Source organism: Microbulbifer epialgicus (assembly GCF_041447265.1).
Classification (GTDB): domain Bacteria; phylum Pseudomonadota; class Gammaproteobacteria; order Pseudomonadales; family Cellvibrionaceae; genus Microbulbifer; species Microbulbifer epialgicus.
In genome coordinates this window covers 1-12,232 of record NZ_JBGMEK010000052.1, presented here as the reverse complement: position 1 = coordinate 12,232, position 12,232 = coordinate 1, and the positions used below count along the sequence as shown (strand labels likewise).

Sequence of the window (12,232 nt, the reverse complement as noted above, 5' to 3'; positions counted from 1 at the left end):
CACCATCTTGCTCCTGATGCAAAAAGTGACTCAATGGAAATAGCGCCCATGAAGCAATCCGTTCCCAGCGAAATCAGTCTCGAGTTTGAAAGTAAGACTATCGCCGCTCGACAGTGGGGGGACACTTCGGGCGAGCCGGTGCTGGCCCTGCACGGATGGCTGGACAATTGCGCCAGTTTCGACCGCCTGGCCCCTCTGCTTGAGGGTATTAACCTTGTCGCCTTGGATATGGCAGGACACGGTCGTAGTTACCACCGCTCCTCCCATGCCAACTACAACATCTGGGAGGAGGCCGAGGATATTATCGGTGTTTCAGAAGCCCTGGGCTGGCGCAATTTCTCCCTGCTTGCCCACTCACGCGGTGCTATTGCGAGTGTGATTACCGCCGGTACTTTCCCTAACAGGGTAAAGCGCCTTGCACTGATTGATGGTCTGGCACCTGCAGCCACAAAGGATGAAGAATCACCGGATATTCTTGCCAAAGCCATCGCCCAGCGTGCCCGCTACAGGCACCGCAAGGCCAAGGTATATCCGACCCTTGAGGGAGCCGTAGAAGCCCGTATGAATGGCCTCTTCCCCCTTTCTGAATGGGCCGCGCGGGTACTGACCGAGCGCGGTACTCGTCCGCTTGAAGGTGGTTTTACCTGGAGTAATGATCCCCAACTGATGGCGGCCTCCACCGCCAAGCTCAATGAGGTGCAGATTCGAGCCTTTATATCACGCCTCAACATGCCAGTACGCCTGGTCCTGGCGCAGGGGGGAATTACAAATATGATTAAGAAGCTGCGCCCGATACTGGCGGGTTATGAAAATATTGAAGTGCGGGAGCTGCCGGGCAGTCACCATTTGCATATGGAGGACGGTGCCGAGGGGATCGCGGAGTGGTTTGGACCTTTCTTGCGCGGTGAGTCCGACTAACCGGCTAGAAAGGCACTCGCTTTGAATAGCAACTGGGGTCCATTTCCCGCACTTCTACCGAGACCGCGGGCACGCCATCGGCAAACTGGCACAGGCAGTTGAATACCGCTGAGCTAAGTGCCTCCCGCTCCCTGGAGCTGCGACCCTCCAGCAAGCGGATCTCGGCATGGATAAAGCTGTCGCCATTATCCCCGGCAATAAACTGGTCATACGCCCTGGCGCGGGTCTTGATGTTGTGGGAGGCGAACAACCCGGAGCGATTCATCGCCTCCTGTGCAGAGCTGACCAGGGCGGCTACAGATATCCTGTTTTCCAGGTTTTTTGCATACTCTATGACTAGGTGAGGCATGCTATTCGCTCCGTGATTATTGGCGGCCTCTGGGGCCGCACCATGCCGGTGAGCCGCTGCGGTTACTGGCGAAGCAGAGCAAGGAACTCGTTGCGTGTTGCCTGGTTACTGCGGAAAGTACCGAGCATTGCCGAGGTCTTCATCACTGAGTTCTGCTTTTCCACGCCGCGCATCATCATGCACATGTGTTTGGCTTCGATAATAACGCCGACACCGGCAGCGCCGGTGACGTTTAGCAAGGTCTCGGCGATCTCGACGGTGAGCTGCTCCTGGATCTGCAGGCGACGCGCATACATATCGACAATGCGTGCCACCTTGGACAGGCCAACAACCTTGCCATTGGGAATATAGGCTACATGGGCGCGGCCGATAAATGGCAGCAGGTGATGCTCGCACAGGGAGTAGAGTTCGATATCCTTAACCAGCACCATCTCGCTGCAGTCGGAGGGGAAGAGCGCATCATTGACCACGTCATCTACGGTCAACTTGTAGCCGCGGGTCAGGTATTCCATAGCCTTGGCGGCGCGCTCCGGAGTGTCTTTGAGTCCTGGGCGTTGCGGATCTTCGCCGATTGATTCAATAATTCGCGCGTAGTGTTCGTTCATGCTGCTCTTTCCAACATCTCAGCCCAAAGGGCGGGTGCGCTACCCTAAGCGTTTGTAACCCGAGAGTAAAGATCCGCGCGGACCTGGGATCTGTTGGCACTAATTTGATTGCCACTGCCGGAGGCTATTTTTCGTCCAGCAAGGCAGAAGGAGTGCTGTGTGATCATTCTACATAAGCGGCTGATAGTGCAGCTGGATGGAAAAATGGTCCCGGCCCTTTGGGTTGTGGTTATAAAAACGCCACTCAGCGCTACTCGTCGCTTATTTGGAGTAACCAAACTACACTCCTCGTGCTTTGATTGGCGCTTCTATAGCCACAACAGAGACCATCAAATTAGTGTCAACAGGCCCTGATGAGATACATAGTACTTAAGGATAGATTCGATGATAGAAAGGCGTGAATCCAGCCTGCACGAGCTGACCACGGTTTTGGACTACATTCGCTGGGGCACCAGCCGATTTCATGAGGCTGGCCTTTGGTACGGCCATGGCACCGACAACGCCTGGGATGAAGCGGTATTACTTGTCACCCACGCTCTACACCTGCCGCCTTATAGCAAGCCGGAGATACTGCAGGCTCGCCTGACCATGGAGGAGAGGCGCGATGTGCTCACCATCCTGGAGCGACGTTTTACCGAGAGGGTACCGGCTGCCTACCTGACCCAGGAAGCGCACTTTTGCGATATGAGTTTCTACGTGGATGAGCGGGTGCTGGTACCTCGCTCACCGATTGGCGAGATGATTCGCCACAACTTCCAACCCTGGCTCAAGGTGGAGCCCTTGGCGATCCTGGACCTGTGTTGTGGCAGCGGCTGTATTGGCATTGCCTGTGCTGAGGCCTTCCCGGAAGCTCGCGTAGACCTGAGTGATATTTCCGAAGGAGCTATTGAAGTGGCGCAGATCAATATCAATCGTCACGACCTCAATGAGCGGGTGCGCGCGGTACAGTCGGACCTTTTTGCCGGTCTGCAGGGTTTCAGCTATGAGTTGATCGTTTGCAACCCACCCTATGTGGATGCCCGAGATCTGGCGGAAATGCCAGAGGAATACAGAGCTGAACCCGAAATTGCCCTGGGTTCAGGCGAGGATGGTCTCGATTTTACCCGCCGCTTGTTGCGTGAGGCCGCTAATCATCTGCAACCAGAGGGGTTGCTGATTTGTGAAGTGGGCAATAGCTGGGAGGCCCTGGAACAGACCTTCCCGGAAGTCCCCTTTATGTGGCCCGAGTTTGAGGATGGAGGCCACGGTGTTTTCGTCATCAGTCGTGAAGAGTTGCTCGCTTACCAATCTTACTTTGAAAAAGAGTAATTTCTTTTGCCAGCCCGGCAATTTGGATTGTCGGGTTATTCATCCAGGCCGGTCATGGGGAGTATTTGTGTTTTTTGTTTCCCGGCATGCGTTGGGACGGGCAGATCCTTTATAATGCGCAGCTTCCCCCGAAGCCAACCCCTATTTAACTACCTACTTAGCTGGAAAAGTCGCATATGTCGGGCAATACCTTTGGCAAGTTATTTTGCGTCACCACTTTTGGCGAAAGCCATGGCCCCGCTCTGGGCTGTATCGTTGATGGCTGCCCCCCAGGGCTGGAGATCAGTGAAGAGGAAATCCAGCTTGAGCTGGATCGCCGCAAGCCCGGTACCTCTCGCTATACCACCCAGCGCCGCGAACCGGATCAGGTAAAAATTCTTTCCGGCGTGTTTGAAGGGAAAACAACAGGCACTCCCATTGGACTTTTGATTGAGAATACCGATCAGCGCTCCAAGGATTACAGCAACATTGCCGAACAGGTACGCCCCGCCCACGCCGATTATACCTATTGGCAGAAGTACGGAATCCGCGACTACCGTGGCGGTGGTCGCTCATCTGCACGTGAAACTGCTATGCGTGTTGCCGCCGGGGCCATTGCAAAAAAATGGCTTAAGCAGAAATATGGCATAGAAGTGCGGGGTTATCTTTCCCAGCTGGGGCCCATCAAGGCTCAAAAGCTGGATTGGGGCCAAGTGGAGCAGAATCCCTTCTTCTGTCCGGACGCCGAGCGGGTTCCGGAAATGGAAGCCTATATGCAGGACCTGATCAAAGAGGGCAACTCTATCGGCGCGCGTATTTCAGTACATGCCAGCGGCGTGCCAGCCGGGTTGGGTGAGCCGATATTTGATCGCCTGGATGCAGATCTGGCCCACAGCTTAATGAGTATTAACGCGGTAAAAGGGGTTGAAATTGGGGCTGGCTTTGCCAGTGTGGAGCAGAGGGGGACCGAGCACCGTGATGAAATTACCCCGGAAGAGGGTTTCCTCTCGAATAATGCAGGCGGCATCCTCGGGGGAATCTCCAGCGGCCAGGATGTCATTGCCCATATCGCTTTGAAGCCCACCTCCAGTCTGCGTATCCCCGGCCGCAGTGTCGATCGTTCCGGCAATGCCATTGAAGTGGTTACAAAGGGGCGACACGATCCATGTGTGGGTATTCGAGCAACGCCTATTGCCGAAGCGATGATGGCCCTGGTACTTATCGACCATGTCCTGCGACATCGCGGTCAGAATGGAGATGTAACCCCGGGTTAAGTCTGGGTAGCCTTTGAATGCCCCGCTGGGCGGAAAATATTCAGAGGCTCCCTAACTTCAGGAAAGGCTGTTCCTATTAGGATACCGGCGAAAGCTGGTATCAATCTCAGTCGTATTAATGTCCGCATGCTCCAGTAGCCCTTGGAGAGAATGCAGATCCTAGCCAGCCACAAGTATGTATATTGCAAAACTGTGGCGAAATGCATAGCAGTGTACGGGTTTATTGGTACGGGCTTGCTTATTTGTAATACGAACCTGCGGGTTAAAGTTGTCCTATGCAAAGGGCGCCACCGTTGTTTACCAGAGCTTGAGCAGCGAGCAACCTTGTTAAAGGGTATAGATACTGCCGTGCTAGTTTCTGAGCCATGGTGGGGAATTTTCATTTCAAGGCATTAGTTAAAGACCGCACCTATAAATTCGGAAAGATTGCATAAATTCTTGAATCGCATTTTTCTCTGCTATTTTGTACCGATAAAAAACAGTCAAAAAGCATCAATATTGCTCCAGTCCAGCGGGTTCCGCCAGATGGTCTCTGTGCTATAAAAATACTATTGTTGTCCTCGCATGTCGGCGATGTTAGTCTTTCAATAAATCACTAACTTGCGATAATAATATTCCAAAAAGTAGTGATGCATATGAGTTATAAGATGCATCCGTAAAGATCAGACAAAATTTAAGATAATAACTACAGAGCAAAGAGCAGCCAATAAAGCAATGGTGCGCTAAAAGGCGTCAACCGTTGGGTCGCATCAAATTTAGGATTTAACGAGATACTAAAAAGGGGGAAGGAAAGAATACACCCCGCTCGGGACCGTATGAGGCTTGGATGCCGATTGCGAGCTTACAGGGATTTATTCACAGCGCGTCTCGAGAGCAGTGTATCCTTTCCTTCCGGCCCACTAGTACCTTTTTGAGTTGTTGGAGCTAAATGATGGTGGGCGAGCTGCTTAATGGAGGGCGCTCACTGTCAGCTGTATTTTTAAAGCTGAAAAATATTCAGTCGATGTCGAAGAGTGATATGTCTGATTTGAGTGTTAGAGGTTCAGGGTTTTAAAGAGGGTGTGTAATGCATAAGACTGGTTTTGTTGCAGTAATTTTATCGGTCAGCCTAGGGTTGTTTTCTTGTGACCTCAGAAATCAGGGAAGCAGGAGCTTGGGTAAAATTCTGGACCCGGTTCTGAAGGAGGTAATTTCCAAACATAATATTCCAGCCATTTCAGTATCAGTTGTTTCTAAAGGGAACGCTATCTACACTGGATCGGCGGGAATAAAGCAAATAGGCAGGGAGGCACTGCTTTCTTCAAAGGATCTACTTCACATTGGATCAAACGCAAAGGCTTTTACGCCTTATCTCGCAGCAATATTAGTTAAAGAGGGTAAAATAAGCTGGGATACCCACATTTCACAGGTTTTCCCCAGTATTTCTCAGAGTAAAATCGAACAATATGAAGATGCCAGTCTGAGTAATCTTTTGTCTCACCGGGCCTGGATCAAGCCAATGACCGCTGAGGGTGAGTTTGAAGATGTGCCAGACTATTTTATGAGCCCCACTTTGTCTTCTAAGGAGGCTATGGAGGCCAGAGAAAAATTTGTGCCCTACATGTTGGAGTTTAATCCTTCATTACCTGCCAATGGGAAAGCGTATAATTATTCGAATGCTGGTTTTATCATTGCGGCTGCAATGTTGGAGCAAGTGGCTAATCGCCCATGGGAAGAACTTGTCGAGACATATATATTTAAGCCGTTAAATATAGAGGTTGTATTCGGATGGCCAGCGGCTAAAAACAGTAATGGCGTTTACGGACATTTGCAGTCCGAGCTCGGTAAGTTGGAGCCACATGATCCTAATGGTGAATACAAGCTGCCCTCTATATTCGCCCCGGCTGGAGATGTAAGTATATCCACTGATGACTATACGGCGTGGCTGCAAGAAAACCTAAACTGCATCAGCGGAAAGTCAAAGATTCTAAGTAAAAAAACTTGTCACATGTTGCATTTTGGTAGTTCTGACAAGAAACTCTTTCCAATGGGGTGGGGGCGGCAGAAAAGAGATGACGGAATGTTGGTCAGTACTCATGTGGGTTCTGCTGGAACTTTCTTAAGTTACGCCTTGATTTTTGAAGAGAGTAATAGTGCAGTGGCTGTTACTTTTAATAGTGCCAATAAGGATGCTGAACTCGCCTTTAAGGATATTTATGCTGTGTTAAAGCGTGAGCTGCATTTGTGAGCGCCAGCTCTAAGGGCAATGTTAGCTTCAAGGAAGATTATTATGAACAAAATGGAAGTTAAACTTGTTGTATCTTTTACTATAAACGATTATGAAAAGTTCCAAGAGGTGGCTGAGGAATGTTCTGAATATGTCGCAGATAATGAACCTGGCACCCTTGTCTATGAATGGTATGTAGATAGGGAAAGAGCAAAGGGTAAACTATTTGAAACCTATGAAAATATGGAAGCGCTGGAAGCGCATATGCTAGGTGCCGTATTTCAAAGGATCGGACTTAAATTTAAAAAATCCATAACGTGGAATACCATAGAATCATTTGGACATCTTCCCGAGATATTTTATGAAATCTTGGATGGCTTACCAATTGTAAACTGGGCAGAACCTGATATTGTTGCCCGGAAAAAGTGATATAGATTGGTAAAACAGGCGATTTTTTTCGCCTTTCGATGTTTGCAGAATTTATTACTGGATCAGAAGAAAAGAATACACCGCACTCGAGACGCGCTGTGAATACATTCCTGTAAGCTCGTAATCGGCATCCATGCCTCATAGGGTCCCGAGCGCAGCGTATTCTTTACCTCAGGCCCAGTAATAAATTTGTTAATTTTAGTCTCTATTTCAGGCCTCAGCCTCAGCCACTGTCGCGTCTGCACGCAAAGCACCCCAAACTTCAAAGAATTGGGGGCGCTCAATCTTGCGATCTGTAGTCAGCGTCAGTAGTGATAACAATTCGGTGTCCGCGAAGAGAGCTTCTATCTCACTCTGAGCTTGCCGTGTGGCATTCTGAAAACAGTCCTGCAAGCGTTGCAATAGATAGAAGCGATAAGGTATCACCAAGGTGGTTAAGCGAATGCCACGCCAATCAAATTCAGCACGCCCAATCGTTCGTGTAGTGGGGTCGTCCATGCCGTTGGTTCCCGCTTCGAGTGTCGGGCGTTGGCGCAGCCAGTGATTGGCAAACTGCACATGCGCCTCTATTTCAGGCAGGTATTCAACGGCAATATATTGCATTAAAGCTTTCAGGGTGGTGGGTAGTGATTGCGGATCAATCAGAGGCGGCGCTACATCACTATGCTCTACCCAATAATCCTCACGGGTATTCATACGCTCGACCCAGCGAGCTACTGCCGGTGCTTGCTGACGCATCAACATGCCTGGTGCCGGATCACGGTACAAATGGGCGTAGAGTGGCCCCATCAGCGCGTAGTCACCTAAAGTGGGTCTGTGCCCCAGTAAATAGGGGAAGTCTTGTAGATGGCTGGAGAACAACTGTAGAAACTCACTGTAGGACGCCTCGATTAGAGTCTCGCTCTGCTCAGTGACCCCAAAGCCACGACAAGCTTTTCGCATGCGACTGCTGGCAAAATCGAAAAGAGCATCTTCTGTTTGCGAGTCGGCATTGGCTGGCGCCAAGCCAGCTATAAATTCATCCTTGATATACGGCAGGTTCTGGGTATCAAAGTTCCAGCGGTAATGCATTGCCGGACGCAGTAAGCCTTCGCTGCCAAACAATTCAAATAAATATGATATGGCCTGTAATACGACATTGGATGGATATGCCGGCTTGCGAGCTCCCCCTTGCTGTTCAAAGTAATCGATGATATCCGAACTGTCTTGTACCAGTTGACCACCGGGAGATTCTATAACTGGCATAATCAGGCGGCCAAGTTTTGGTAGTAGCTGTTGGCTATAGTGAAAATTATTGACGCCAAATTCAACAAAATCAATGTTCTGTTTTCGTAAGTAGCTACGAGCCTTTGCGGTATAGAGAGAGGCGGACATACCGTAAAGTTTATAAGTTTTTTTCATTGGGAATGCCTGGCTGTTTTCGGTAAAAGCGCTGTTTAAATACAGTTGCTCAGTTGAGCGATGAGATATGTTCCTACTCAGCGATAGTGTTTGATTGGAATCAATGTGTGTGGGGAAGCTTATTATTCAGAAATATTTTACAAGCTCTTTGTTGTTTCTGGTAGATGACCATTTCAATAAATTACATTGCTCATAACTGTAGCAGTGATATCTGGCTCACATTTGGTATAGAGCTTGCCCGGCTATTAATGATGTTTTTGTCGGTGTTATCTATTCGACTCATGAGGTAAATTAGCAGAGGACTAATGTTACTTCATTTCTATATTTTCATCCTGTGTAATGAAGCGTAGGATAGCGAGAAGTGGTGGATTCAATGTTGAATCATTTTATGATGTCGATGATGGTGTTTTTGAGCTGGATATTTGGGCGCTATGTGGTACATGAGGATATGCCGGTTGGAGGGGAAATGCTTGCTGTACTGAAGGTCGCTTAATCGGTGGCAATAGAATTAATTCTAATTGGTCTGCTATTGATATTGGTGGCAGGAGTTATTCATGGAGCATTGGGCTTTGGCTTCCCAATGCTCGCGACACCCATTCTCGCACTTGCTTATGGCTTGAAGACTGCCGTCATCTTAACGATGATACCCTCACTCCTGATTATTATTACCAGCTTATATAATTGTCGATCTTATAAGATTGATATCAAGAAATATGGCTTGATAATTGCCATTATATCTTTAGGCAGTTTGTCTGGTGCATGGTTATTGACCTGGGTAAATCCGGATGTTCTAAAACTGTTGCTGGCGGGATCAATACTGGTTTACCTCCTCTCTGGGTCTATTAACAAATACCTGGCTGCACTGTCGAGAAAGCCACATTTATTTGCCGTTCTAATTGGGCCTTTAGCCGGTCTGATCGGTGGTGCTACTAATGCTGTTGCACCAGTTCTTATGATCTACTTGCTGAGAATGACTCAATCGAAACAAGAGATTATTTTTGTTTCCAATGCCTGTTTCTTAATAGGTAAGTTGATGCAACTTGCAATTCTTTCATTGTACCTAACGTACGATGAGTTGGAATTGCTCCCCCTGTCCATGATTACTATTGTTGCCTATTTAGGGTTGGTCGCTGGTTTGAGTGTGCAGTCCCGGATTGACAATGATCGTTATCGCTCAATAATTCGCTATGCTCTATCTTTATTTATGTGTATGCTAATCTATCAAGGAATGGCCAATTTGGTATTTGTTGAGTCACGGGTAGTGTAAGGTCTCTAGCAAGTGCGCACCTAAAAATTCGTAAGATGGTCTGTAAATGGGGCTTTACTTAGCCCCACAAATTTCGCTGCCTGATCAAAGTATTATTTCTCTGTCTCAGAAGTGCCTTCCTCAAACCGCAACCCCTTAATCAGTAAATTCAAAATACGGTATGTGTGTTGGATGTCGTCCTCATTGTTGGTAACGGATAGGTTGCCGATTGCCCGCAACAGATCATAAGGATCGGCATCTCGCTGGATTTCTCCGGACTCCTTTGCGGCGGACAGCAGTGCGATCAGGGCCGGTTCAAAATGTGCGCGGAAGTAGGCTGGCAATGCCTCAAAAGCAGGGTCGCCGGAATGGAGGGCTGCGGCCAATCCTTTTTTAGTGGCGAGGAAATTGATATAGCGCTTTAACCAGAGGGTTAGCGCTTGTAGCGGACTGTTTTTAGCGGCAAGGGTTGCAGCCTCAGCGGCGCACTCGTCCACTTCCCGGCGGAATACACTGGCCACCAAATCTGATCGCTGGGGGAAACGGCGGTACAGAGTACCTATACCCACGCCCGCTTTGGCGGCAATGTCCCTGACGGGCGCATTCACGCCTGAGGTTAAAAATACCTCCTTGGCCGCTTGTAGTACCGCATCCTCGTTGCGCACCGCGTCGGCGCGCAGCGGGCGCTTATTCTCGGACTTGGAGCTTTTCATTGTTAGACAAACCTACCTCTTTCAACTCTTTAGTACAGGGCTTGAACCTTGCACCGGCGCGGGCACCGTGCCACTTGACAAGCGGAACGGCGATCCACATACTGCAGGCTATAAGTGGATCTATGTTCCGTTTGTAGCGGAGCAGTGTTTCATTTAGGCCAGTATATTCGACTCAGCAGACGTGCGTCATCGCATAACCCAAGAGACCAGTCATGAACAACCTCATTGATAAATCGCGCCTAATACCAATCGGTAAACGCAAACCCGCGGTATCCATCAGCTCGGTAACCTTGCCTATGCCAGGTAGGGATCAGCCACTGGAAATGCGTATTACAGCCCCGGCAACGGACGGTGACTTGCCGATCATTTTACTGTGCCACGGGCATGGTCCTTCACTGTACCTTCCCTCAAAAGACGGCTATGGACCGCTGGTAAATTGTTATGCGGAACACGGGTTTGCGGTCATTCAGCCCACTCAGGCCAACGCCAAGATTTCAGGGCTGGCGCCCGATGCCCCAGGGGCACCGCTGTTTTGGCGTGCGCGTGTTGAGGAAATAAAACAAATCCTCGACCACCTCAATGAAATAGAAGCGCAAGTCCCAATGATCGCCGGGCGCCTGAATCACAATAAAATTGCCGCTGTAGGGCATTCTGCCGGAGCCCAGATCGTCGGCATGTTGCTCGGTGCCCGATTGGACGACCCGAAAGATAAGGATGCGAAAAAGGTCAACGCCTATGACCCGCGCATCAAAGCCGGTGTATTACTGGCGGCGCCGGGTAACGGGGGCAACGACCTGAGCGAGTTCGCACGGGAACACTACTCGGAGTTGAATCCGGATTACTCACATCTGGTGACGCGGACGCTCGTGGTGTACGGAGACGAGGATGTAAACCCCCACTTAACCATTCGCGGTGCCGACTGGCATGCCGATCCCTACCACTTAAGCCCCGGTAGTGACAGCCTGTTAACCCTCTTTGGGGCAAAGCACGGGCTCGGTGGTATTGCCGGTTACGATGCCAAAGAGACAGATGATGAAGATCCGGATCGCCTGGTGATCACCCAGCGTATGACCTGGGCCTATCTCAGTTCCGCCCTGATTGAAGGCAATTCCGCATGGAGCGATGCGTGCAAAGCACTGGCAGAGCACGCCGGGCACTTGGGGCGCGTAGAGCAGAAGTAGCCGGGAAAAGTCCGGCATCCACGGACAGCAGGAGAACCGCGTTGTGCATCTTCGCTACCATCCAGCCGGCAATAAAATAGATGAACCCTCCTTTATTTTATTGCTGTCTGCGAAATACCGGTAAGGCTACGTGAAGCTGTTGGTATTTTATACTAAAAAGGGGGAAGGAAAGAATACACTTCGCTCGGGACCGTATGAGGCATGGATGCCGATTAGGAGCTTACAGGGATGTATTCACAGCGCGTTTCGAGTGCAGTGTATTCTTTCTTTCTGACCCAGTAGTAGGTTTGCCCCAGCCTATGGCCGGTGGCGACACCCTCTATAGCACCTAGTACATTTGAACCAGAAAAAATTACACAGCAGGCAAAACTTCAAATACAAAGTGACTTTTTGACGGGTTTTATTGGCAGATAATGTCCAATTATCTTGCTCTTTGTGTTTGTACCACTTCTCTTTTTTATACTATCTTTCGAATTGCCGGGTAGCTGATTTTTATGCAGTCACTCGGAGGCTTTATGCGGCTAAAAATAATGGCATTAATTAACACATAGGTAAACCACCGCCTCTGGCGGTGAGACTTGACAAGGCTCTGCCGTTCCGGCGTGCAGAGTAAAAATATGGCC

At 49.6% G+C, this 12,232-nt stretch carries 11 protein-coding genes; 7 read left to right on the top strand and 4 right to left on the bottom strand.

What is annotated here, in order from left to right; genetic code table 11:
* The first annotated feature begins 48 nt into the window (after positions 1-48).
* The gene (locus tag ACCI49_RS17570) at positions 49-918 is read left to right on the top strand and encodes an alpha/beta fold hydrolase (protein ID WP_371840440.1); all 870 of its coding nucleotides are present in this window, start codon (positions 49-51) and stop codon (positions 916-918) included.
* 4 nt (positions 919-922) lie between these two features.
* Here ACCI49_RS17570 and ACCI49_RS17565 read toward each other — a convergent pair whose 3' ends face one another.
* Both ACCI49_RS17565 and folE read right to left on the bottom strand, forming a co-directional pair.
* The gene (locus tag ACCI49_RS17565; RefSeq protein WP_371840438.1) at positions 923-1,267 is read right to left on the bottom strand and encodes a 5-carboxymethyl-2-hydroxymuconate Delta-isomerase; all 345 of its coding nucleotides are present in this window, start codon (positions 1,265-1,267) and stop codon (positions 923-925) included.
* Between the two features lie 62 nt (positions 1,268-1,329).
* On the bottom strand, positions 1,330-1,872 hold the full coding sequence (gene folE, locus ACCI49_RS17560; RefSeq protein WP_371840437.1) for a GTP cyclohydrolase I FolE: 543 nt from the start codon (positions 1,870-1,872) through the stop codon (positions 1,330-1,332).
* 384 nt (positions 1,873-2,256) lie between these two features.
* Between folE and prmB the strand changes: the two genes are divergently transcribed.
* The 4 genes from prmB (at position 2,257) to ACCI49_RS17540 (ending at position 7,068) form a co-directional block, all read left to right on the top strand.
* A complete protein-coding gene (gene prmB / locus ACCI49_RS17555) occupies positions 2,257-3,180 on the top strand; it encodes a 50S ribosomal protein L3 N(5)-glutamine methyltransferase (protein WP_371840436.1) in 924 nt (307 codons plus the stop codon).
* 176 nt (positions 3,181-3,356) lie between these two features.
* Positions 3,357-4,433 carry a chorismate synthase gene (gene aroC / locus ACCI49_RS17550; RefSeq protein WP_371840435.1) on the top strand — a complete coding sequence of 359 codons (1,077 nt, stop codon included), beginning with the start codon at positions 3,357-3,359 and terminating at the stop codon, positions 4,431-4,433.
* A gap of 1,066 nt (positions 4,434-5,499) precedes the next feature.
* A complete protein-coding gene (locus tag ACCI49_RS17545) occupies positions 5,500-6,660 on the top strand; it encodes a serine hydrolase domain-containing protein (protein ID WP_371840434.1) in 1,161 nt (386 codons plus the stop codon).
* A gap of 42 nt (positions 6,661-6,702) precedes the next feature.
* The gene (locus ACCI49_RS17540; protein ID WP_371840432.1) at positions 6,703-7,068 is read left to right on the top strand and encodes a putative quinol monooxygenase; all 366 of its coding nucleotides are present in this window, start codon (positions 6,703-6,705) and stop codon (positions 7,066-7,068) included.
* Between the two features lie 210 nt (positions 7,069-7,278).
* On the opposite strand, the gene ACCI49_RS17535 is transcribed toward ACCI49_RS17540, so the two are convergent.
* Positions 7,279-8,469 (bottom strand): glutathione S-transferase, encoded by a 1,191-nt coding sequence (locus tag ACCI49_RS17535; protein ID WP_371840430.1) that lies wholly within the window; start codon positions 8,467-8,469, stop codon positions 7,279-7,281.
* Between the two features lie 496 nt (positions 8,470-8,965).
* Between ACCI49_RS17535 and ACCI49_RS17530 the strand changes: the two genes are divergently transcribed.
* Positions 8,966-9,736, top strand: coding sequence for a sulfite exporter TauE/SafE family protein (locus ACCI49_RS17530; protein ID WP_371840428.1), 771 nt, complete (start codon positions 8,966-8,968; stop codon positions 9,734-9,736).
* Between the two features lie 92 nt (positions 9,737-9,828).
* Here ACCI49_RS17530 and ACCI49_RS17525 read toward each other — a convergent pair whose 3' ends face one another.
* Positions 9,829-10,428: a TetR/AcrR family transcriptional regulator gene (locus ACCI49_RS17525; RefSeq protein WP_371840427.1), complete on the bottom strand. Its 600-nt coding sequence runs from the start codon at positions 10,426-10,428 to the stop codon at positions 9,829-9,831.
* A gap of 212 nt (positions 10,429-10,640) precedes the next feature.
* Between ACCI49_RS17525 and ACCI49_RS17520 the strand changes: the two genes are divergently transcribed.
* On the top strand, positions 10,641-11,609 hold the full coding sequence (locus ACCI49_RS17520) for an alpha/beta hydrolase family protein (RefSeq protein ID WP_371840426.1): 969 nt from the start codon (positions 10,641-10,643) through the stop codon (positions 11,607-11,609).
* The last annotated feature ends 623 nt before the right edge of the window (positions 11,610-12,232 follow it).

Excerpts from the sequence above, each read along its gene's own strand:
- ACCI49_RS17570 (WP_371840440.1), top strand. The coding sequence starts at position 49 with ATGAAGCAATCCGTTCCCAGCGAAATCAGTCTCGAGTTTGAAAGTAAG.
- ACCI49_RS17565 (WP_371840438.1), bottom strand. The coding sequence starts at position 1,267 with ATGCCTCACCTAGTCATAGAGTATGCAAAAAACCTGGAAAACAGGATA.
- folE (WP_371840437.1), bottom strand. The coding sequence starts at position 1,872 with ATGAACGAACACTACGCGCGAATTATTGAATCAATCGGCGAAGATCCG.
- prmB (WP_371840436.1), top strand. The coding sequence starts at position 2,257 with ATGATAGAAAGGCGTGAATCCAGCCTGCACGAGCTGACCACGGTTTTG.
- aroC (WP_371840435.1), top strand. The coding sequence starts at position 3,357 with ATGTCGGGCAATACCTTTGGCAAGTTATTTTGCGTCACCACTTTTGGC.
- ACCI49_RS17545 (WP_371840434.1), top strand. The coding sequence starts at position 5,500 with ATGCATAAGACTGGTTTTGTTGCAGTAATTTTATCGGTCAGCCTAGGG.
- ACCI49_RS17540 (WP_371840432.1), top strand. The coding sequence starts at position 6,703 with ATGAACAAAATGGAAGTTAAACTTGTTGTATCTTTTACTATAAACGAT.
- ACCI49_RS17535 (WP_371840430.1), bottom strand. The coding sequence starts at position 8,469 with ATGAAAAAAACTTATAAACTTTACGGTATGTCCGCCTCTCTCTATACC.
- ACCI49_RS17525 (WP_371840427.1), bottom strand. The coding sequence starts at position 10,428 with ATGAAAAGCTCCAAGTCCGAGAATAAGCGCCCGCTGCGCGCCGACGCG.
- ACCI49_RS17520 (WP_371840426.1), top strand. The coding sequence starts at position 10,641 with ATGAACAACCTCATTGATAAATCGCGCCTAATACCAATCGGTAAACGC.